This is a genomic window from Kribbella sp., from assembly GCF_035687465.1.
GTDB lineage: Bacteria > Actinomycetota > Actinomycetes > Propionibacteriales > Kribbellaceae > Kribbella.
Genome location: NZ_DASRXP010000365.1, coordinates 1 through 19999, shown reverse-complemented (window position 1 = coordinate 19999; position 19999 = coordinate 1). Strand labels below are relative to the sequence as shown.

General features: G+C 67.4%; 23 protein-coding genes. 10 read left to right on the top strand and 13 right to left on the bottom strand.

Going from position 1 to position 19999, the window contains the following annotated elements; all coding sequences use genetic code 11:
- A partial coding sequence (locus VFG33_RS19120; RefSeq protein WP_325054263.1) for a carbohydrate-binding protein occupies positions 1 to 448 on the top strand: 448 nt, incomplete at its 5' end.
- A gap of 34 nt (positions 449 to 482) precedes the next feature.
- A complete protein-coding gene (locus VFG33_RS19115; protein WP_325054262.1) occupies positions 483 to 1622 on the top strand; it encodes a ThuA domain-containing protein in 1140 nt (379 codons plus the stop codon).
- Here VFG33_RS19115 and frdD read toward each other — a convergent pair whose 3' ends face one another.
- From frdD to VFG33_RS19090, 5 genes are read right to left on the bottom strand one after another with little or no spacing between them, the layout of a single operon-like run.
- The gene (frdD, locus tag VFG33_RS19110) at positions 1623 to 1976 is read right to left on the bottom strand and encodes a fumarate reductase subunit FrdD (RefSeq protein ID WP_325054261.1); all 354 of its coding nucleotides are present in this window, start codon (positions 1974 to 1976) and stop codon (positions 1623 to 1625) included.
- Positions 1973 to 2353, bottom strand: a complete 381-nt coding sequence (locus tag VFG33_RS19105; RefSeq protein ID WP_325054260.1) for a fumarate reductase subunit C — start codon at positions 2351 to 2353, stop codon at positions 1973 to 1975. The genes frdD and VFG33_RS19105 overlap by 4 nt, the downstream gene beginning before the upstream one ends.
- Positions 2350 to 3105 (bottom strand): succinate dehydrogenase/fumarate reductase iron-sulfur subunit, encoded by a 756-nt coding sequence (locus VFG33_RS19100; protein WP_325054259.1) that lies wholly within the window; start codon positions 3103 to 3105, stop codon positions 2350 to 2352. The genes VFG33_RS19105 and VFG33_RS19100 overlap by 4 nt, the downstream gene beginning before the upstream one ends.
- Positions 3106 to 3107: 2 nt before the next feature.
- Entirely contained in the window at positions 3108 to 4850 is a 1743-nt protein-coding gene (gene frdA, locus VFG33_RS19095) for a fumarate reductase (quinol) flavoprotein subunit (protein ID WP_325054258.1), read from the bottom strand.
- Positions 4847 to 5080: a hypothetical protein gene (locus VFG33_RS19090; RefSeq protein WP_325054257.1), complete on the bottom strand. Its 234-nt coding sequence runs from the start codon at positions 5078 to 5080 to the stop codon at positions 4847 to 4849. Before VFG33_RS19090 ends, frdA begins: the two co-directional genes overlap by 4 nt.
- A 115-nt stretch (positions 5081 to 5195) precedes the next feature.
- On the opposite strand from VFG33_RS19090, the gene VFG33_RS19085 reads away from it, so the two are divergent.
- Positions 5196 to 6728, top strand: coding sequence for a S10 family peptidase (locus VFG33_RS19085; RefSeq protein WP_325054256.1), 1533 nt, complete (start codon positions 5196 to 5198; stop codon positions 6726 to 6728).
- Positions 6725 to 7495, top strand: a complete 771-nt coding sequence (locus VFG33_RS19080; RefSeq protein ID WP_325054255.1) for an aminoglycoside adenylyltransferase domain-containing protein — start codon at positions 6725 to 6727, stop codon at positions 7493 to 7495. Before VFG33_RS19085 ends, VFG33_RS19080 begins: the two co-directional genes overlap by 4 nt.
- Positions 7496 to 7503: 8 nt before the next feature.
- On the opposite strand, the gene VFG33_RS19075 is transcribed toward VFG33_RS19080, so the two are convergent.
- Together VFG33_RS19075 and map are read right to left on the bottom strand one after the other, a co-directional pair.
- The gene (locus tag VFG33_RS19075) at positions 7504 to 7887 is read right to left on the bottom strand and encodes a GNAT family N-acetyltransferase (protein WP_325054254.1); all 384 of its coding nucleotides are present in this window, start codon (positions 7885 to 7887) and stop codon (positions 7504 to 7506) included.
- Entirely contained in the window at positions 7884 to 8732 is an 849-nt protein-coding gene (map, locus tag VFG33_RS19070; protein ID WP_325054253.1) for a type I methionyl aminopeptidase, read from the bottom strand. The genes VFG33_RS19075 and map overlap by 4 nt, the downstream gene beginning before the upstream one ends.
- A gap of 52 nt (positions 8733 to 8784) precedes the next feature.
- Between map and VFG33_RS19065 the strand changes: the two genes are divergently transcribed.
- A complete protein-coding gene (locus tag VFG33_RS19065) occupies positions 8785 to 8973 on the top strand; it encodes a hypothetical protein (RefSeq protein ID WP_325054252.1) in 189 nt (62 codons plus the stop codon).
- A gap of 94 nt (positions 8974 to 9067) precedes the next feature.
- On the opposite strand, the gene VFG33_RS19060 is transcribed toward VFG33_RS19065, so the two are convergent.
- Positions 9068 to 9655, bottom strand: a complete 588-nt coding sequence (locus tag VFG33_RS19060; RefSeq protein ID WP_325054251.1) for a histone H1-like repetitive region-containing protein — start codon at positions 9653 to 9655, stop codon at positions 9068 to 9070.
- Positions 9656 to 10018: 363 nt separating this feature from the next.
- Between VFG33_RS19060 and VFG33_RS19055 the strand changes: the two genes are divergently transcribed.
- Together VFG33_RS19055 and VFG33_RS19050 are read left to right on the top strand one after the other, a co-directional pair.
- Positions 10019 to 10756: a helical backbone metal receptor gene (locus VFG33_RS19055; protein WP_325054250.1), complete on the top strand. Its 738-nt coding sequence runs from the start codon at positions 10019 to 10021 to the stop codon at positions 10754 to 10756.
- A 71-nt stretch (positions 10757 to 10827) separates the two neighbouring features.
- A complete protein-coding gene (locus VFG33_RS19050; RefSeq protein WP_325054249.1) occupies positions 10828 to 10995 on the top strand; it encodes a hypothetical protein in 168 nt (55 codons plus the stop codon).
- A gap of 3 nt (positions 10996 to 10998) precedes the next feature.
- On the opposite strand, the gene VFG33_RS19045 is transcribed toward VFG33_RS19050, so the two are convergent.
- Positions 10999 to 11496 carry an NUDIX hydrolase gene (locus VFG33_RS19045; protein ID WP_325054248.1) on the bottom strand — a complete coding sequence of 166 codons (498 nt, stop codon included), beginning with the start codon at positions 11494 to 11496 and terminating at the stop codon, positions 10999 to 11001.
- 104 nt (positions 11497 to 11600) lie between these two features.
- On the opposite strand from VFG33_RS19045, the gene VFG33_RS19040 reads away from it, so the two are divergent.
- The gene (locus VFG33_RS19040; RefSeq protein WP_325054247.1) at positions 11601 to 12503 is read left to right on the top strand and encodes an aldo/keto reductase; all 903 of its coding nucleotides are present in this window, start codon (positions 11601 to 11603) and stop codon (positions 12501 to 12503) included.
- A gap of 2 nt (positions 12504 to 12505) precedes the next feature.
- Here the strand turns inward: VFG33_RS19040 and panB are convergent, their stop codons facing one another.
- The 3 genes from panB to VFG33_RS19025 all read right to left on the bottom strand — a co-directional run bounded on the left by panB (position 12506) and on the right by VFG33_RS19025 (position 17920).
- Positions 12506 to 14836, bottom strand: a complete 2331-nt coding sequence (panB, locus tag VFG33_RS19035) for a 3-methyl-2-oxobutanoate hydroxymethyltransferase (protein WP_325054246.1) — start codon at positions 14834 to 14836, stop codon at positions 12506 to 12508.
- Positions 14837 to 15033: 197 nt separating this feature from the next.
- Entirely contained in the window at positions 15034 to 16806 is a 1773-nt protein-coding gene (locus VFG33_RS19030) for an NAD+ synthase (RefSeq protein ID WP_325054245.1), read from the bottom strand.
- A 97-nt stretch (positions 16807 to 16903) separates the two neighbouring features.
- Complete coding sequence (locus tag VFG33_RS19025) at positions 16904 to 17920, bottom strand: hypothetical protein (RefSeq protein WP_325054244.1); 1017 nt, start codon at positions 17918 to 17920, stop codon at positions 16904 to 16906.
- A 67-nt stretch (positions 17921 to 17987) separates the two neighbouring features.
- Here VFG33_RS19025 and VFG33_RS19020 point away from each other — a divergent pair, with 67 nt between their 5' ends.
- Complete coding sequence (locus VFG33_RS19020; protein WP_325054243.1) at positions 17988 to 18560, top strand: mycothiol transferase; 573 nt, start codon at positions 17988 to 17990, stop codon at positions 18558 to 18560.
- A complete protein-coding gene (locus VFG33_RS19015) occupies positions 18557 to 19396 on the top strand; it encodes a phosphotransferase (protein ID WP_325054242.1) in 840 nt (279 codons plus the stop codon). The genes VFG33_RS19020 and VFG33_RS19015 overlap by 4 nt, the downstream gene beginning before the upstream one ends.
- 422 nt (positions 19397 to 19818) lie before the next feature.
- Here VFG33_RS19015 and VFG33_RS19010 read toward each other — a convergent pair.
- On the bottom strand, positions 19819 to 19999 hold a 181-nt coding region (locus VFG33_RS19010; protein WP_325054241.1), incomplete at its 5' end, for a hypothetical protein.

The following is a 19999-nucleotide window of genomic DNA, read 5'->3' as shown; positions in this document are numbered from 1 at the left end:
GGGCGTCACCGGCTCCGGCAATCTCTTCGACCTCGACGCCTTCACTCTCGCCACGAGTGGCAGTGGGTCGGTCACGGCCGAGGGGGAGGCGTTCACCTCGCAGTTCGGAGTACAGACGGCACCGCATGGCGGCGCCAGCGGCGGCCAGACGGTCGGCTATATCGACAACGGCGACTGGGCAGGCTACTCCTCCGTCAGCACAGCCGGTGCCAAGTCGTTCAGCGCCAGGGTGTCTTCGGGCGGACCGGGAGGCACCCTCCAGGTGCGTTCCGGCTCGGCCACCGGCACCTTGCTGGGCTCCGTGGCGGTCCCGTCCACCGGTAGCTGGGACACCTTCCAGACCGTCTCGACCACACTGACCGGCTCGGCGAGCGGCTCGGTGTTCCTGGTGTTCACAGGTGGCGCCGGCAGCTTGTTCGACGTCGACAACTTCACCATCTCCTCCTGATTCCTCCTGACCCGCTCCCCGTGAGGACAAGATCATGAAAGCTCTGACTCGCATTGGTTCGTTGATGGCCGCGGCTGTCGTCGCGGTCGTCGGAATCTCCACCCAGCAGGCGGCACCAGCGCCTGCCGCCGACCCGTACCAGGTCCTGGTGTTCAGCAAGACAGCCGGCTTCCGGCACGACTCCATCCCCACCGGCATCCAGACGATCCGGGACCTGGGCACAGCCAACGGATTCACCGTGACGGCCACTGAGGACAGCAACGTCTTCACCACGTCCCAGCTCGCCAACTACAAGGCCGTCGTGTTCCTCAGCACGACAGGCGACGTACTGAACGCCTCGCAGCAAACGGCGTTCGAGTCGTACATCAACGGTGGCGGTGGGTATGTCGGGGTCCACGCCGCTGCCGACACGGAGTACAGCTGGCCGTACTACGGCCAGTTGGTCGGCGCGTGGTTCAACAGCCACCCCGCGATCCAGCAGGTGACCGCCAGGGTGGAGGACCGCAACCATCCGTCGACAGCCCACCTCGGCACGACATGGGTCCGGACGGACGAGTTGTACAACTACTCCACCAACCCCCGGCCGAACGTGCGCGTGCTGATCAACCTCGACGAATCCACCTACTCCGGTGGGAACATGGGCGACCACCCGATCGCCTGGTACCACGCGCAAGGCTCCGGCCGCTCCTTCTACACCGGATTCGGGCACACCATCCAGTCGTACTCCGAGCAGGCGTTCCGGCAGCACCTTCTCGGCGGCATCCAGTACGCCGCGGGTGCCGGGTCGACGCCGCCGGTCACCCAGATCGAGGGAGAAGCGTTCAGCTCGCAGTCGGGCGTCCAGGTTGCCCCTCACGGCGGAGCCAGTGGTGGTCGCACGCTCGGGTACATCGACAACGGAGACTGGGCGGGCTACTCCCAGGTCAGCACGGCCGGCCGCACCAGCTTCAGCGCCCGGATCTCCTCGGGCGGCGCGGGTGGCACGCTCCGGATCCGCTCGGGCTCCGCGACCGGCACGGTACTCGGGACAGTCGCCGTACCGGTGACTGGTGGCTGGGACAACTTCCAGACCATCTCGGCCACGCTCACCGCGTCAGGCAGCGGCCCGCTCTTCCTCACCTTCAGTGGTGGATCGGGCTCGTTGTTCGACGTCGATTCCTTCACCCTGCAGTAGTCACGCGCTGAGCAGGAGGTAGCCGGAGATGACCGCTCCGGCTACCGCTCCGCCGTAGCAGAACAGGATGATCACGACGCTGAACCTCTTGAGCTGCAGGCCGTCGTAGAGGGTGTACCGGAACCGATGCGCCCAGTGGAACAACGCCAGGACGCAGAGTCCGAACAGGATCAGCTTGGTGATGGGATTCCGCAGTACCGCGAGCAGGTGCGCGTGGTCGGGCGGCGTGATCCAGTCCAACGGGAACGCGACGCCGAACAGGAACAGGAGGATCGGGACCATCAGGGCGGCAACCATTCCACCTGCGCTGAAGAGCAGCCAGAGGAACGGTTCGGGTGATCGTCGGGTCGTCACAGCAGGATCACCCAGGCGATGACTGCCGACAGCACCAACCAGAGCAGGTAGTGCGCTGCCGCGATCAGGCGAGGCTGGACGCGGCGGCCCCGCAACTGCACCACGATGGCCTTCGGCGCCAGACCGAACCAGGTCACCGCGTGCAGGAGCACGAAGCCGAGAGCGATCAGGTTGATCGCGACCACCCACCAGTGCCCACTCCGGTCCAGGAACCGCTCGTACTCCGTGGGCCCGCTGCTGACGGCGTTGATCAACAGCAGCAGGTACACGACGAACCAGGCGACGAACACGCTACTGAGTTCGCGGAGCACGAACACGAAGTACGAGCGTCGCTCCAGCCACCAGAGGAGGGGGACCGGCCGGTGGTACAGGCTCATCGCGAACCGCGTCGTGCGCCTCGGGGCAACAGCAGATCCTTGACTGCCTGGGTGGCCGCGGTGAGCTTGTAGCGCTGGATCGCGGCGGCCGGGTCGACATCCTTGGGGCAGGCGGCGCTGCACTCGCCGACGAACGTGCAGGCCCAGATCCCTTCGGGAGACGACAGTACTTCGCGACGCTCTTCGGCACCCTCGTCCCTGGAGTCGAGGTTGTAGCGCTGCGCCAGCGCGATCGCCGCCGGGCCGATGAACTGCGGCTCTAGCGCGTAGACCGGGCAGGCCGAGTAGCAGAGCATGCAGTTGATGCACATGCTGAAGGCTTTGTACTCGTCGAGCTCCTCAGGCGTCTGCAGGTATTCGCCCTGCTCGAGCGGACTGTCCACGTCGCGGATCAGCCAGGGCCGGACGTTCGGCAGCTTCTCCATGAAGTCACTGATGTCAACGACGAGGTCGCGAATCACCGGGAAGTTGCGCAACGGCTCCACCCGGATCGGACCCGGCGCATAGTCGGTGAGGAAGGTAGCGCAGGTCAGCTGGGGGTCGCCGTTGACGGTCATCCCGCAACTGCCGCAGATACCCATCCGGCACGACCACCGGAACGAGAGCGTGCCGTCCAGGTGATCCTTGATGTAGGTGAGCCCGTCGAGGACGGCCCAGTGCTCGCGGAGTGGCACCTGGTAGGACTCCAGGACCGGTTCGGTGTCCAGCTCGGGCCGGTAGCGCGCGACCTCGAGGGTGATCTCGTCTGCCATCCCTACCTCCCGTACACACGTTCGCCCGGTGGCCAGCGGGTGATCGTCACCGGCAGGTACCGGACGCGGCTGGTGCCGTCGGGTTCGCGCTGGATCAGCGAGTGCGCGAGGAACCGCTCGTCGTCGCGGGCCGGGAAGTCGATGCGCTGATGCGCACCGCGCGACTCCTCCCGCTGCAGCGCGCAGGCGATGATGCTCTCGGCAACGTCCAGCATGAACGACAGCTCGAGCAGGGCCACCAGTTCGGTGTTGAACCTGCGGCTGTGGTCGTCGATCGCCGCGTCGGCGAACCGCACCTGGAGCTCCCGCAGCTCGTCGACCGCCTTCGTCAGTGAGTCGCCGTCGCGGTAGATCCCGGCGCCGTTCTCCATGGTGGTCTGCATCTCGGTGCGAATGTCCGCGATGCGTTCGTGCCCTTCCGCATGCCGGTTGAGGTCCCGCTCCAGCCGGCGTTCCTCGTCGCGGCCCTGGGCCAGGATCGACGGCGGCGCGGTGCCGCCGTACTGGCCGGCGAACACTGCGGCGGCTCGTCCGGCCCGGGTACCGAACACCAGGCACTCCGGCAGCGAGTTGGACCCGAGCCGGTTGGCGCCGTTGATGCTGACGCAGGCGACCTCCCCGGCGGCGTACAGGCCCTCGATCGGGGTCGCGCCGTGGATGTCGGTATGGATGCCGCCCATCATGTAGTGCACGACCGGACGCACCGGGACCAGCTCGGTCACCGGGTCGATGTTCTGGTACTTCGAGCACAGTTCCCGCACGAAGGGGAGCTTGGCGTCGATGAGTTCGGCGCCCAGATGGCGCAGGTCCAGATTCACGATCGGCCCGTACTGCGTGTCGATGGTCCGGCCCTTCTCCATCTCGTGCACGAAGGCCTGCGACAGCCGGTCCCGTGGACCCAGCTCCATACTGCGCATCACGGGACCAGGCTCCGGTTTGCCGAGGTCGTAGTCCTGCAGGTAGCGGTAGCCGTCCTTGTTCAGCAGCCAGCCGCCTTCGGCCCGGGCCGCCTCGGTGATGAGGATGCCGGTGAAGGGCAGGCCGGTCGGGTGGTACTGGACGAACTCCATGTCCTTGAGCGGAGCGCCGGCCCGGTAGGCGAGCGCCATCCCGTCGCCGGTCTTGATGTTGGCGTTCGTGGTGAAGGGGTAGACCCGGCCGCACCCCCCGGTGCACACGATCACGGCGCTGGCGGTGATGGTCTCCGTCCGCCCGGTGGCCAGCTCGATGGCGACGACGCCGTAAGTTCTCCCATCCTCGACGAGCAGCTTCGTGACGTACCACTCGTCGTACCGGACGACGTCCGGAAAGGAGAGCGCGGTCTGGAACAGCGTGTGCAGCATGTGGAATCCGGTCCGGTCCGCGGCGAACCAGGTGCGCTTCTTCTTCATCCCGCCGAACGCCCGTACTGCGGTGTGCCCGTCCGGTTGGCGGCTCCAAGGACAGCCCCAGTGCTCCAGCCGGAGCAGTTCCCGGGGGGCCTCCGCGACGAACGCCTCGACGGCATCCTGATCGCACAGCCAGTCGCTGCCGGACACGGTGTCGTAGGCGTGCTCGTCGAGGCTGTCGTCGGCAGCAGCGACGCCTGCGGCGCCACCCTCGGCGGACACAGTGTGGCTGCGCATCGGATAGACCTTCGACACGATCGCAACCCGCAGCCGCGGGTTGGTCTCGGCCACCGCGATGGCGGCGCGGAGGCCGGCGCCGCCGCCACCGATCACCAGAACGTCGTGAAAGGCGGTCATGCCTCGTGGTCGCCGCTGTGCTCGTCCATCAGGACCCTGCCGTCGTGGCGGACGGTCCGCATCCGCATGCTGCCGTCGTGGAACTCGTGCTGGGTCCGCCGGCAGCCGCAGGCGAAGGTCGTGTCGTCGAAACGAAGGCCCTCGAGGTCGTCGTCCCGACTGCGGTCACCGTCCACGAGCCGCCCGCACGGAGCCCGTTCCCCGGTGAAATGAGTAATGGTCCCGGTCATCACCAACCCCCTCGCCCTCCGAACTGTTTGTGATTCACATCACACCTAGATAGTGCGCCTTGCACCTCCCGGCGGCAATGGGGTGAGAACTGGGGTGCCGGATTAGGGTCTTGGCATGGCGACGGCTGAGCGAGGAACCAAGAAGAAGACCGCGGTCGAGGAAGAGGAGTCTGCCGGTACGGCGGTGGCCGGTGTCCCTGAGCCGGTGAAGCCGGACGGGGGTCCCGCCGACGATCTGAAGACGACGCAGCACGTACTCACGATCGGGCGGCGGAAGTTGAAGTACACGGCGACCGCCGGGCGGATCGTGGTGCGGCAGGAGGTGTTGACCGAGGGGAAGTTCGACGGGCACCTGCCGAAGGCGGAGGTGTTCCTGACGGCGTACACGCTGGACGATGCCGACGCGGCAGAGCGGCCGGTGACGTTCGCGTTCAACGGTGGGCCCGGTTCGTCGAGCATCTGGTTGCATCTCGGCCTGCTCGGACCACGCCGGGTGGTCTCCGGGGATGCCGGTGAGCTCGCGGCACCGCCGTACGGGTTGGTGGACAACGCGGAGACCCTGCTGCAGTACAGCGACCTCGTGTTCATCGACCCGGTGTCGACGGGCTACTCGCGGGCCGTCGAAGGCGAGAAGCCGGGGGAGTACCACGGGTTCACCCGGGACCTGGAGTCCGTCGGTGAGGTGATCCGGCTGTGGACCTCGCGGAACGGTCGCTGGATGTCGCCGAAGTTCCTGGCCGGTGAGTCCTACGGTACGACGCGCGCGGCCGGGCTGGCGGCGCATCTGCAGAACCGGTACGGGATGTACCTCAACGGGGTGATGCTGATCTCCGCGGTGCTGGAGTTCGCCACGCTGGAGTTCGGTCCGGGCAACGATCTGCCGTACACGTTGTTCCTGCCGTCGTACGCCGCTGCCGCGCATTACCACGGTCTGATCCCGGACCGGGAGCTGTCCGAGGTGCTCGCCGACGCGGAGCGGTACGCGGCCGGCCGGTACCCGAATGCGCTTGCCCAGGGCAACCGGTTGCCGGCAGACTACCGGGCCGAGGTGATCGGCCGGCTGGCGGCGCTGACCGGGCTCTCGGAGGACTACCTCGACCGGGTGAACCTGCGGATCGAGCACACCCGGTTCTTCGCGGAACTGCTCCGCTCGCGCCGCCAGGTGGTGGGCCGGCTGGACAGCCGCTTCACCGGCTGGGACGCGGACTCCGCCGGTGAGGTGTCGTTGGACGACCCGTCGTTCCGGGCGATCATCGGGCCGTACACGGCGGCGCTGAACCACTACGTGCACGCGGAGCTCGAGTACCACAACGATCTCCCGTACGAGTTCCTCAGCAACGACGCGGCCAAGGACTGGTCCTACAAGGAGTTCGAGAACAACTACGTCACGGTCGGGGACAAGCTGGCCGAGGCGATGCGGGCGAACCCACATCTGAAAGTGCACATCGCCTCCGGGCGCTACGACTGCGCGACGCCGTACTTCGCCACCGAGCACACCGTCGCCCGGCTGCAGATTCCGGCAGAACTTCGGGACAACATCGAACTTCGGTACTACCCGGCGGGTCACATGATGTACGTCCACGAGGAGACCCGGGTGCAACAGTCCCAAGACCTCGCCGCCTTCATCCAGGGAGCCGCCAACCGATGAACCTGCCGAGTGAGGTCGCCGCCACCACCTCGCAGTACCTGGAGCTGATCGACAAGGCGCTACCTGACCAGGTCGTCGGTCTCTATCTGACCGGTTCGATCCCGCTGGATGACTTCCGGCCGGGGCGCAGCGACATCGACGGTGTGGTGGTGGTTGCCGAGCCACTCAAGGACGCTGAGGCGGCGCGGGAGGTGCACGCTCAACTGCCGGACAAGCCGGCCTTCGACGTCACCTATCTGACCGCTGACGATCTCGCCTCGCCGCCGGATGCGAGCAAGCCAGTGGTCTTCACGCTGGACGGCGTCTTCAAGGAAGCGCCGAGCGGTGGACCGGTGAATCCGGTGCTGTGGTCGGACCTGGCGCGTCAGTCCTTGGCTGTGCGTACTGCGCCTGGCTTGGTGGTGCTCGACGACCACGAGGCCCTGGTGGAGTTCACCCGGCGGAATCTCGAGTCGTTCTGGACTTCGCAGTACGACCAGCTGGAGGCTTGGGCTTCCTCGGCGCCAGAGGACGAGGTGGTCACGGACTGGGTGATGCCGTGGGTGGTCCTCGGCGTACCGCGGCTGCACGCACTCCTTGCCACCGGCAAGATCGTGTCGAAGACGGGCGCGGGCGAACACGCCCTGACCACTTTCCCCGAATGGTCCAACCTGATCACCCGCTGCCTACAACACCGCGCCGGCCACCCAATCACCTTCACCACCACCGACGCCAAAGCAGCAATCCCCTTCGGCCGCAAGGTAATCACCAACGCCCTGGCCCTGTAGCCGGTGGATCAGGGGTAGATGCGGAAGCCCTTGAAGGTGTGGTGGTCGAAGGAGCTGTAGAACGCTTCTGCGGTGTCGGTGACGAGGTCGATCCGTTGCGCGCCGGTCAGCGGCATCGCGTACTCGAGCAGAGCGCGGCCGACGCCTTTGCGGCGGTGGGTGGCGCTCACTGCCAGCTCGGACAGGTGGGCCTGGATGTGGCCGTCGCTTTGCAGGTAGGCGAAACCGATGACCTCGCCATCGTCGTCAAGGGCAACCACGGCCGTCACCCCGGGAGCAGTCAGTACTGCGTGGGCGCGCTCGTGGTCGGCGGGGAAGCTCGGCCAGCCTTCGGCCTCGCACAACGCGACGATGCCGAGCAGGTGACCCCGCTCGTACTGGGCGAGATTCACGGGAGGGTGAGGACCTCGGCGCCGGTGTTGGTGACCAGGAGGGTGTGTTCGAACTGGGCGGTGCGTGAGCCGTCCTTGGTGGTGGCGGTCCAGCCGTCGTCCCAGAGGTCGTAGTCGTACGTGCCCAGCGTCAGCATCGGCTCGATCGTGAACGTCATGCCGGGCTCGATCACGTCGTCGAAACGCTCGTCGTCGTAGTGCGGGATGATCAGCCCGGAGTGGAACGCCGTGGCGATGCCGTGGCCGGTGAAGTCGCGGACCACGCCGTACCCGAAGCGCTTCGCGTACGACTCGATCACGCGGCCGATAATGCTCACCTGACGACCCGGCTTGACCGCCTTGATGCCGCGGTTCAGTGCCTCGCGGGTGCGCTCGACCAGCAGCCGGCTCTCCTCGTCGACGTTGCCCACCAGGAACGTCGCGTTGGTGTCGCCGTGCACGCCGTCCAGGAAGGCGGTGATGTCGACGTTGACGATGTCGCCGTCCTCGAGCGGGCGGTCGTCGGGGATACCGTGGCAGATCACCTCGTTCACCGACGTACACAGCGACTTCGGGTAGTTGCGGTAGCCAAGGGTCGACGGATACGCGCCGCGCTCGACCAGGTACTCGTGGCCGATGCGGTCCAGTTCGTCCGTGGTGATTCCGGGCGCCGCGGCCGCACCGACTGCCTGCAACGCCTGCGCGGCCAGCTTGCTCGCGACACGCATCTTCTCGACGAGCTCGGGTGCCGTGACGTAGGAACCGTCGTACGGCGTCGGTGCGGGCTTGTCGACGTACTCCGGTCGCGGGATGGATGCGGGGACCGGGCGGCGCGGCGAGATGAGGCCGGGAGTGAGAACAGACATGGTGACATTATTCTAGTGAGCTGCGACAAGACTGCGGGAGGTGGTCATCCAGATGGCCGACGATCACACCAATGAGTGGTACTACAACGTCAAGACCGGGAAGGTCGAGCCGTACGAAGGCGACAAGGCGTCCGAGCGGCTAGGACCCTACAGTTCGCCGGAGGAAGCCGCCCGGGCACTGGAGATCGTGCAGGAACGCAACGAGGCCTGGGACAACGACCCCAAGTGGAACGACGACTGAGGCCGTAGGCCGCCGAACGCGCCTGAGGGGCACCACCGCTGCGGTGGTGCCCCTCAGCTTGTCGATACCGGTACGGCGTCGGATCCGGTAGGGATCACGCCTTCTTGGCGGCGACCCTGCGCGCCGGCGCCTTACGGGCCGGTGCCTTGCGGGCGGTGGTCCGCTTCACGGCCGCCTTCTTCGCCGGTGCCTTCTTGGCGGCGACCCGCTTGGCCGGGGCCTTCTTCGCCGCCACCTTCTTGGCCGGTGCCTTCTTGGCAGCGACCTTGCGGGTGGTGGTCCTCTTCGCCGGAGCCTTCTTGGCGGTCGTCTTCTTCGCGACCGTCTTCTTCGCGGTGGTCTTCTTGGCCGGAGCCTTCTTCGCCACCGTCTTCTTGGCGACGGTCTTCTTCGCCGGCGCCTTCTTGGCCACTGTCTTCTTCGCCACGGTCTTCTTGGCCGGGGCCTTCTTCGCGACCGTCTTCTTCGCGGTCGCCCGCTTCGCCGGAGCCTTCTTCGCGGCGACCTTCTTGGCAGTGGTCTTCTTGGCGGGGGCCTTCTTCGCCGCACTCACCTTCTTCGTCACTGTCTTCTTCGCTGCGCTGACCTTGCGTGCTGTGGTCGACTTCGCTGCGACAGTCTTCTTGGCGGGAGAAGCCTTTGTGGCTGTCGCCTTCTTTGCGGCTGCCTTTGTGGCTGGCACTCTGCCTCCTTGGTGCGGCTGAGGAAAACCACGGTGGATTCCTCGTCGTCATGATGATGACAACACTTGGTGGCTACGTAAAGCACCCGAAACGTCCGCAGGTCAAGGCATCCCGATCGCCAATTTGGGCGGTTAAGCCGAAAATCCTTGTGCAGAAGGGTTTTCGGTGCCTCTAGAGGATGCCCGACCACGCTGAAGAAATGTTGGCGACACGCGCACGAAGTTGGCCTCTGTAGGCCCGATCGGGGTGTATTCGGCGAAGTGTTGTCCTCGGCAACTGGTTGCGCGGAGACGTCTGCGATGCTGGTCTCGACGCCCGGTAAGAGGCCCTGCAAGACGATGACGGAGCAGTGAGGAACAACAGTGCGGGACGATCAGAACACCCTCGTCGAACTACCTTCCGCGGTCCGTCGGGTGGTGAGCATCGTGCCGTCTTTGACCGAGTCGATCGCGGTGACGCATCCGCAGTTGCTGGTCGGTGCGACCGACTGGTGCACGCATCCCGCGGACCTCGACGTGGTGCGGGTGCGAGGGACGAAGAACCCCGATCTCGAGTTGATCCGCAGGCTCGCACCGGATGTCGTGATCGCGAATGCGGAAGAGAATCGCGGGCCCGATCTGGACGCGTTGCGAGCAGCCGGGCTCGCCGTTTGGGTGACCACGCCGACCACTGTCGAGGAGTCACTGGAATCACTGCGGCGAATGCTCTCGGCAATCATCGGCGAGACACCGCGCTGGCTGGACGTTGCCGATGAGGTGTGGAGTACGTCGTACGAAGGACCTCGCCGGAAGGCCGTGATTCCGATCTGGCGGCGGCCGTGGATGGCGTTGGGGCGGAACACCTTCGCGGGTGATCTGCTGGCAAAGCTCGGGGTCGACAACGTGTTCGCGGATTCACCCGAGCGCTATCCGCGGATCGACGTCGCCGCGTTACCGGAGTACGAGTTGGTGGTGTTGCCGGACGAGCCGTATGCCTTTTCCGCGACGGACGGGCCGGAGGCTTTCGACCGGCCGGCCAGGAATGTGTCAGGGCGTCACCTGACCTGGTACGGACCGTCACTGGTGGAGGCGCGGGCCGTGCTGAGCGGACAGCTCGGGTGAGCTGCGCCACCAGACTGCGTTGTCAACTGGCAGATTAGGCGAGCCTCACCTACCCTTCAATGGTGCCCTCCATGACCGCGAAGAAGAAGTGCTGCAAGGACAAACCGAGGTGCAAGAAGTGCCCGGTGGTCCTGAAGCGGCTGGCTGATGCCGGCTGCGCGGAGCGGCTGGACCTGCGCAACTACGTGGTGGACAAGAAGCTCAAGAAGAAGGTCCTGAAGAAGGCGCGCGAGCGCTGAGCCTCAGGCTGTACGGCGCAGGGTGATGGCGTCGGCCGCCTGACGCAGCAGGCCCGGGATGGTGACGTGTGCGGCCTGACCGGTCGCTTCCAGTTCGTCGGCATGCCACCAGCCGTGCGCGCTGATCGTCTCCAGTTCGAGCTGCTCCTGGTTGGCGAAGCTCACCTCGACGGCGTCCACCCCGACCGCGAAGAACGTCTGGCGCTGGATGATCGCGCAGCCGCCCCACTCGAACTCGATCGTGTTCGTCGCCACCGGCTCACCCAGCGACTCGGCCGGCAGCACGATGCCGACCTCCTCGCGCAGTTCCCGGCTACCGGCCTGCGCGACCGTCTCGCCGGCCTCCACCCCGCCGCCGATGGTGAACCAGTACGGCGTGTCCGGCCGCAGCGGGTCCCACCCGTGCAACAGCAGCACCTTGCCGTCCGGACGGACAGGCAGGACACGGGCCGTCGTACGCCGGACGACGGTGCCGGGCGGCGGCATGCGGGTATCGGTCACACCTAGAAACGCTAGTCGACCGATCCGGTACTTCGAGTGCCATTGCGGCGCGTCTCACACGGCCTGGTGGGTGGATGGTTGATCGGCGGTGAGACGATCGAATTATGACTTCGCGTATCGGCCTGGGCCTCGCGGCGCTCGGACGACCTGGGTACATCAACCTCGGACACGACCAGGATCTGCCGCCCGGCTGTGAGGTTGAGGACCTCCGCAGGCGGACGCACGAGCTGCTCGACCAGGCTTGGCGCGCAGGTGTCCGGTACTACGACGCGGCGCGTTCCTACGGCCTCGCCGAGACCTTCCTGGGCGAGTGGCTGACCCCGGAACGACGGAGTCAGGCAACCATCGGCTCGAAGTGGGGCTACACCTATGTCGCCGACTGGCGGCGCGACGCAGCCATGCATGAGGTGAAGGACCACACGCTGGCCACCTTCGAGCGGCAATGGCCGGAGACCTTGCGGGCGCTTGGTGGTCCGCCGGACTTCTATCTCGTGCACAGCCTCACCACCGACAGCCCCGCGCTGAGCGACAAGAAGTTGCTCGATCGCCTCGGCGAACTCGCAGGCATCGGTGTTCGCGTCGGCCTGTCGACGAGTGGGCCGCATCAGGCGCAGACCTTGCGCGCGGCTCTCGCGCTCGGCGGGCCGTTCAGCTCGGTCCAGGCGACCTGGAACGTGCTCGAGCCGTCCGTCGGCAGGGCACTCGCCGAGGCGCATGACGCCGGGTGGTTCGTGGTGGTGAAGGAGGCCGTCGCGAACGGTCGTCTCACTTCGAAGGCGGACGAGACGCCGTTCGTCGAGTTCGCTAAGCAACACGGAGTCGCGCCTGATGCCGCGGCGATCGGCGCGGCCGTGGCGCAGCCTTGGGCAGACATCGTGCTCAGCGGCGCGACCACCGCGAAGCAGCTCGAGAGCAACCTCAAGCCGGTTGCCGTCGGACCGCTGACCGAGTTCGTCCAGGAGCCGTCCGAGTACTGGTCCGAACGCTCGGCCCTGCCCTGGATCTAGATCTAGAAGGTGTGCTCGTCCGTCGGGAAGCTGCCGGACGCTACCTCGGCGGCGTAGGTGGTTGCCGCGCTGGTCAGGATGCCGCGGAGATCGGCGTACTGCTTGACGAACCGTGGCATCGGGCCTGACCGGAGACCGGCCATGTCCTGCCAGACCAGCACCTGCGCGTCGGTGTCGCGACCCGCGCCGATGCCGATCGTCGGCACCGAGATGCGTTTGGTGATCTCCGCGGCGACCTCACCCGGAACCATCTCCAGCACCACCGAGAAGGCACCCGCCTCCGCCAGCGCGACCGCGTCGTCGATCAGCCCGGCCGCCTGGTCGCCACGCCCTTGGACGCGGTAGCCGCCGATGCTGTGCTCGCTCTGCGGTGTGAAGCCGATGTGAGCCATCACCGGGATGCCGGACTGGGTCAGCTTCTCGACAGCCGGTACGACGGTCCTGCCGCCCTCCAGCTTGACCGCATGCACGCCCGCTTCCTTCATGAAGCGCACAGCGGTGTGGAACGCCTGCTCCGGCGACGCCTGGTAGGACCCGAACGGCAGGTCGGCGACGACGAGCGCCCGGTCGACTGCATTCGCGACGGCCCGGGCCAGTGGGATCAGTTCGTCCACGGTCACCCGCAGGGTCGTGTCGTAGCCGAAGACGTTGTTCGCCGCGGAGTCGCCGACCAGCAGGACCGGGATCCCGGCCTGGTCGAAGATCTCGGCCGTGTACTGGTCGTACGCGGTCAGCATCGCCCATTTCTCGCCGCGGTTCTTCATCTCGCGGAGATGGTGGACGCGATACTTCCGCGGCCGCTTGCTGCCGTCCGCCGGCCCTGCCGGAGAGCCGGAGCCTGTCGATGCAGCGGTGGAGGAATCGCCCGAGATGCTGGCGGTTGGTTGTCCGCGGCGACCCGCGCGATGTGAGCCGGCGGCGTCGTTGGCGACCTGGCTCGGTGCATCCTGCTGCACGTCGGCACGCCGACGAGCGCCGATCCGCCTCTCGCTGATCGGACTCTCACTGCCCGGCCTGCTGTCGCTGACCGGCGAGTTGATCTCGTACTCCGCGCTCGGGTCCGACGGGTAGCCGTTGGTCGCCGAGTTCGAGGTGTTCGTGGGCAGGGTCGGCAGCGGCTGGGTGTTCTGCGCTGGAGCCTGCCCCGGACGGCTCTGCACCGGCGGACGAGCGGGGTTGCCCGGTCCAGGCTGAGGTGGACCGTTGCTCCCTGCACCGGCGGTCGGCGGGCCGGACCTGAGCCCATCGGCCCCGACCCCGTTCGATCTGAAACCGTCAGCCCCGGGCCCGCTCGACCCCGAACCGTTGGAGCCAAGGCCGCTGGAGTTGATGCCGTTCGAGCCGGGCGGGTGTGAGCCGGGGCTGTTGGAGGTGAGTCCGTTCGAGCCGGGGGCGTGCGAGCTGAGCCCGTTCGACCGGCTCGGTTGGGTCGGCGCCTGCTGCGAATACGACGACGGCGGCGCGGGTGGTGGCGGAGGCGGTGGGGTGCTCTGCGCTGGTGCGGGGCTGCTCCAGCCGTTGCTCGACGACGTCCCGTTCGAGCCGTGCTGTGTCAGCCCGTTGCCACCGTTGCCGTTGCCGCCGCCACCGTTGCTGCTTGGCGGCGGGGCGCTTGGGCGGGGGGCAACTGCCGGGCCCTGAGCAGGTGGTGGTCCCGGTCGGCTCGGCGGCACGCCGTTGTTGCCCGGACCTTGGCTGGGGTGTTGGCCCTGCACAGGCTGCCCCTGTGAGTGGCCTTGCGCAGGTTGGCCGGGCCCAGGCTGTCCTTGGACGGGAATCTGACCAGTGTTGCCCTGCCCAGGACCTGACGCGAACGGGCTCGGTCGGTTCTGCTGCGGCGGTGCCGGCGGTTGCTGTTGTCCCTGCGGCGCCGACGGCCGGAACGGACTACCCGGCTCCTGGTACGACGGAGCGGCCGGCTCCTGGTACGACGACGGCGCGAACGGCGACTCGTCGTACCGGTCCTGGCTCGTCTCGCTGTAGTAACCCGGGCGCTGCGATTCGCCGTACTGGGCTGGTGGGTAGTTGCCGCGTTCCGGTGCGGGCGGGGGAGGGCCGGGCAGGAACGGCGGCTTCGGGACGTACGGCTGCTGCGGGACGGGACCACGCTCGTAGTTCCTGGGGGCGTTCGGCAACGATGGGGACGGGTCGAGGCCGTCGAGCGCCGTCGAGCGGTCGTTCCATCCGTCGCCGGTGGTCTCCGGCTCGGCGTAGCTGTAGTCCGAGCGGTGGTGCTCCTCGGTTGTCCGGTTCTTCGGTCCGGTCCCGTACGGCGCCGGCATCTCGTCATCGGCGTCGCCGTTGGTACCGGCCGACATGAAGTTGTCAACCATGCCCTCATCGTCCCACCGTTGCGGAGGGTGAGCGCTACCGGCTGCCGCTGAGGGATCGCTCACACTCCCTGACCGGGGTGGTTGGGTGGGGTCAGCATTTGTACCGCGTGGCACGTCAAAGGGGTCTTCGGCCGCGTCAGGATCTTCGGGCGGGAAGAAAGGGCTGTCGTTGAAAGGGCGGTTGCGCCACGAGCCACTCAGGTCTCGGTCACCTTCCTCGCGTCCTCACGCCATGCGTTCGTGATCGGCAGCCGCCGGTCCCGGCCGAAGGCCTTGTGGGTGATCTTCGGACCCGGAGGATACTGCCGCCGCTTGTACTCCGCTTTGTCGACCAACTGGATCACCTTGCTGACCAGGTCCGGCTCGAACCCGGCGGCGACCAGTTCGGCGGTACCGCGGTCGCGCTCCACGTAGTCGTCGAGCATGTCGTCGAGCAGGTCGTACGGCGGCAGCGAGTCGGTGTCCACCTGGCCCGGCCGCAGCTCGGCCGACGGGGGCTTGGCGATCGCGTTCTCCGGGATCGGGGGCTGCTGACCACGCGCCGTCGCATCCGCGTTGCGCCATTTCGCCAGCCGCCAGACCACCGTCTTCGGCACGTCCTTCAGTGGCGCGTAGCCGCCGACCGCGTCGCCGTAGATGGTGGAGTAGCCGACCGACAACTCCGATTTGTTGCCGCAGGCAAGTACCAGGTGGCCGTCGGCGTTCGACAGGCCCATCCAGATCACCGCGCGGACCCGGGCCTGCAGGTTCTCCTCGGCCAGTCCGGTCAACCCGAGCGTGTCGATGAACGGCTGGACCATCGGCTGGATCGGCACCACCCGGTAGTTCAGTCCGGTCCGCGCCGCCAGCTCTGCCGCGTCGTCCTTGGAGTGGTCGCTGGAGTAGACGCTCGGGTTGGAGATGCCGAAGACATGCTTGGCGCCGACGGCATCGCAGGCGACTGCGGCGACCAGCGAGGAATCGATGCCGCCGGAGAGACCGAGCAGTACGGACTTGAACCCGTTCTTGGTCACGTAGTCGCGCAGGCCGAGGACGATCGCCTGGTACATCTCCGCCTCGTCGGACAGCCGGGGTGCCAGCGCGGTGTCGATCGGCTCGTACGCCGGGAGCGGGTCCTCCTGCAGCACGGTGTGCACGATCTGGATGCCCTCGTGCTCACCCTGCGGCGTTCCGGTCGGGGCCTGTAGTTCCAGGTCGACCACCATGCTGCCCTGCTCGAACTGCGGCGCCCGGGAGAACACGTTGCCCTCGGCATCGGCGATCAGCGAGTCGCCGTCGAACACCAGCTCGTCCTGCCCGCCGACCAGGTTCACGTACGCGAGCGGACAGCCCGCCTCCCGCGCCCGCCGGCTGACCAGCTCGCCGCGCACGTCGTCCTTGTTGGCCTCGTACGGCGAACTGTTCACGACGAGGAGGAGCCCCGCACCGGCCGCCCGGGTGACTGCCACCGGGCCGCCGTCCTGCCAGAGGTCCTCGCAGATCACCAGCGCGACGTCGATGCCGTGGATGCGGATCACCTGCAGGGTATTGCCGGGGACGAAGTGCCGGAACTCGTCGAAGACGCCGTAGTTCGGCAGGTGGTGCTTCACCGCACTGGTGACGACCTCACCCTGGTAGATCACGGCGGCGGAGTTCGTCGGGGAACCCTTCGGACGCCCCAGCCGGTCGACGCCCATCGCAGTACCGGTGGCGCGGTCCAGGTAGCCGCAGACCACGACGATGTCGCCGAGTCCCTCGTCGGCCAGCCGCTTCGCCAGGGTCTGGATCTTGGCCTGCGAGGCGTCGACGAACGACATCCGCAGGGCGAGGTCCTCGACCGGATAACCCGTCAGCGCCAGCTCCGGAAAAGCCACCACGTGAGCCCCGCGCTCGACCGCGTTCCGGGTCCAGGTGACGATCTTCTCGGTATTCCCGTCGACGTCACCGACCGTCACGTTGAGCTGGGCTAGGGCAACCCGTAACTGAGGCACGGAAGCACCCTACTGGTCAGTCCACCCCGCTTTCGACCAGCTCACCAACATCTTCACCGAAAGCTGCGGATCCGGCTTCAGGGGTGATCGTGGTCGATCAGCCCTTGATCGGGGGCGTCAAGGCCTCCAGGCGGTGGTGGAGGGTTTGGAGGGTGTCGGTGGAGGGGTTGCGGAGAGCGTCGGGGAGGTCGTCGAGGGGCTGCCAGTACTGCAGTTTGCTGGCGAAGGTCGAGTCGAGCTGGAAGCAGGCGACCCAGGCGCGGGCGGAGCGTACGAGGAGGCGGAAGGCCAGGACCGTGTGCTCGTCGTCGGCCGGGCCGGTCAGCGCGTCGGCGTCTACCAGGGTCTCGAGCAGGGCCTTGTGGGTCTGGGATGCGATGGCGGCCGGTCTGTGTTCGTGCCATGCGTCCGGGAGCGTCGTCGTGGTGCGTTCGAGCGCGAACGCGGCCAGCGCGCCCACCGCTGTCTGGATCACGGTGTTCAGGTGCTCGTCACCTGACACCAACGTGGCCGCCGACTGTGACCCGACGGCGGTGCCGAGCACCAGGACGAGTCTCACGATGACGCTGATCGGCCGGTTGAGGCGGTCGTGATCCATCGTGATCTCGAGCTGTTGCAGCCGAATGCGGAGCTGCTTGATGGCTCGCTGCGCAGTGCGACGGTCAGCGCGGGAGCGGCGGACCGGACGGCCGTCGCGGTCGATCGCCTCGTCGATCTCGTCGGCCGGGATGCCGAGCAGATCCGCTACCTCGTCGAACGGAAACTCGGTCGGCAGCGCGGCCGCCGACGCTTTCCGGGTCTGACGCCGGGACCGCTGTGGCTCTCCGTTCCGGATGCGGTCGTCAACCAGGTCGAGGAGGTCGTCCAGTCCCCGGACGACCTCGATCAGAGCCGCGTCGGCGGTCTTCCAGCGGTACCCGGCGAGCGCGCTCGTACGCCGGAAGTCGGCCTCCACCACCTGCTGCAACGCCGGCGGCCATCCGGCGAACTCCACCACCGGCGGCTCCTCAACCGGTGCCGAGGGGGTTGGTACCGGAACTGACGGTTTGGCGCCGGCACGGGTGCCGACGACCTCTTCGTTCTTCTTCCCCTGCCCAGGCACGATAAAGCTCACACCACGACCTTACGTGCCCGAACCATTCCGGAAGCGCAACGTCCGGGATGGGTTTTAGGGTGGCGGCATGACGAACAATGAAGCCAGTTGGGAACCTCCGCCGTGGGAGCCCCCCTTCGCCGGTACCGAGGCTGAGCACGTCGTCGGTGCGCTCGAGCGACTGCGTGCGACCTTCCGTTTCAAGACCGACGGCCTGGACGCGGCCGGGCTGAACACCAGCATCGGCGGTTCCTCGCTCACCCTCGGCGGCTTGCTCAAGCATCTCGCCGTTCAGGAGGACCACACCTTCCGCGTCAAGCTGAGCGGTGAGCCGCTTGGTCCGCCATGGGACACCTTCGGCTGGGACGGCAGCGACGACTGGGAGTTCACGTCGGCCGCCGCCGACACTCCGGAACAGCTCTACGCCTTCTGGGACGACGCGGTCGAACGGTCCCGCGCGAAGCTCGCCGCGGCCTTGGCGGACGGCGGTCTCGACCAGCTCGCGCACGTCTCCTTTCCCGACGGTCAATCTGCCAGCCTGCGCCGGCTCGTCTTCGACCTGATCGAGGAGTACGGCCGCCACACCGGCCACGCCGACCTCATCCGCGAGGCGGTCGACGGCCGCGTCGGCGAGGACCCTCCGTCAGAATGGCGTCCGTGAGAGTAGACGCGCACGAATGGATCGACGACCCGGACGAACCTGAGATCGCGCTGGAGGGCGGCGATGTCACCGAGGGCCTGGTACGGCGCGGCGCCACCATCCGCCGGCCTCCCGGGGACAACTCGAAGTTGGTTCGCGGATTGCTGCTCCATCTGGAGAGCGTCGGGTTCGAGGGCGCACCGCGGTTCCTCGGCGTCGACACCGCCGGGCGGGAGGTGCTGTCCTTCATCGAGGGTGAGGTCGCCGGTCGGCCGCGCCCTGAGTGGATCGCGGACGAGGACCGGCTCGAATCGGTCGCCCAGCTCGTACGCCGGTACGACGACGCAGCGGCCGGATTCGGTCTGGCCGACGGCCTCGTACCGCCCCCGCTTCAACCAGCCGGATTACCACCCGGGCCCAGCGCTCCGCCTGAGTTGATCGGACACCAGGACGTGACCCCGGAGAACGTGGTCTTTCGCGACGGCACGGCGTACGCGCTGATCGACTTCGACCTGGCGAAGCCGACCACGCGGGTGATGGAAGTGCTGAACCTGATGCTGTGGTGGGGTCCGTTCGGCCCGGACGAGACTCTGGATCCGTTGCTGCGCGGCCTGGACGTGCCGCGCCGATGCGGCCTGATCGCTGACGCCTACGGGCTGTCGGACGACGGCCGGGGTCAGATTGTCGAGGTCGCGATCCTGCAGAACCGCCGGGCCTGGCACCTGATGAAACACCGCGCCGAGACGATGGGAGGCGGCTGGCAACGCATGTGGGACGAGGGCGTCGGCGACACGATCAGCCGCCGCCAGACCTGGCTCGAAGACAGGGCGGACGTGCTGACCCAGGCTCTCCGATAACCGATCCGCCTACTATCCAGCGCCGGCTACGTCACCCCACCGGGCCGCCTACGTCACCCCACCGGTCGGGGCCACACTAGGGGTGGTCGCGGAGCCGGTAGGTCCGGGATCTCCGGCAATGCCGCCGATCAAATCCGGCACGGCCAGATGTCAAGTCGCGTCCCGTCACCCGGCCGCGAACGTCGGCGCGATCCGAGCCATGACCAACTTCAGGAGTTGCAGCGCCGAATCACGAACCTCCAACACCACTCCAGAGGGCTTGACTGTCCTGTCACCCCGCGGTTCACAGACCCCAACATCTGCTGGGTTGGTGTCTGCGGTGTCGCGAGTTCGGCCGTGGGGATGTCGCCCCACGAGTCGGATGCCGCAGCAGGCGCGGTGGTGGACCTGGTGGGTCGGGGGTCCCAGGCGGTCTTGCCGGCCTAACCGAATGCGGGCAGGTCGTCCCGTGGATCGTAGGGCGCCGCATCCACCGGGCTGGTGTCGCCGATCGGTGTGGCACGACCGGTCGAGCCGGCTGCGGGAGCGTCGCTCCACGGGTCGAAGGTCGCCGCGTCCACTGGGCTGGGGTCGCCGGTGGGTGCGGTGCCGCCGGTCGAGCCG

Coding starts and splice junctions, on each gene's coding strand:
- VFG33_RS19050 (WP_325054249.1), top strand. CDS start 10,828: ATGACCGCGAAGAAGAAGTGCTGCAAGGACAAACCGAGGTGCAAGAAG.
- VFG33_RS19040 (WP_325054247.1), top strand. CDS start 11,601: ATGACTTCGCGTATCGGCCTGGGCCTCGCGGCGCTCGGACGACCTGGG.
- VFG33_RS19085 (WP_325054256.1), top strand. CDS start 5,196: ATGGCGACGGCTGAGCGAGGAACCAAGAAGAAGACCGCGGTCGAGGAA.
- VFG33_RS19115 (WP_325054262.1), top strand. CDS start 483: ATGAAAGCTCTGACTCGCATTGGTTCGTTGATGGCCGCGGCTGTCGTC.
- VFG33_RS19080 (WP_325054255.1), top strand. CDS start 6,725: ATGAACCTGCCGAGTGAGGTCGCCGCCACCACCTCGCAGTACCTGGAG.
- frdA (WP_325054258.1), bottom strand. CDS start 4,850: ATGACCGCCTTTCACGACGTTCTGGTGATCGGTGGCGGCGGCGCCGGC.
- VFG33_RS19020 (WP_325054243.1), top strand. CDS start 17,988: ATGACGAACAATGAAGCCAGTTGGGAACCTCCGCCGTGGGAGCCCCCC.
- VFG33_RS19105 (WP_325054260.1), bottom strand. CDS start 2,353: ATGAGCCTGTACCACCGGCCGGTCCCCCTCCTCTGGTGGCTGGAGCGA.
- VFG33_RS19100 (WP_325054259.1), bottom strand. CDS start 3,105: ATGGCAGACGAGATCACCCTCGAGGTCGCGCGCTACCGGCCCGAGCTG.
- panB (WP_325054246.1), bottom strand. CDS start 14,836: ATGGTTGACAACTTCATGTCGGCCGGTACCAACGGCGACGCCGATGAC.
- VFG33_RS19065 (WP_325054252.1), top strand. CDS start 8,785: ATGGCCGACGATCACACCAATGAGTGGTACTACAACGTCAAGACCGGG.
- map (WP_325054253.1), bottom strand. CDS start 8,732: ATGTCTGTTCTCACTCCCGGCCTCATCTCGCCGCGCCGCCCGGTCCCC.
- VFG33_RS19090 (WP_325054257.1), bottom strand. CDS start 5,080: ATGACCGGGACCATTACTCATTTCACCGGGGAACGGGCTCCGTGCGGG.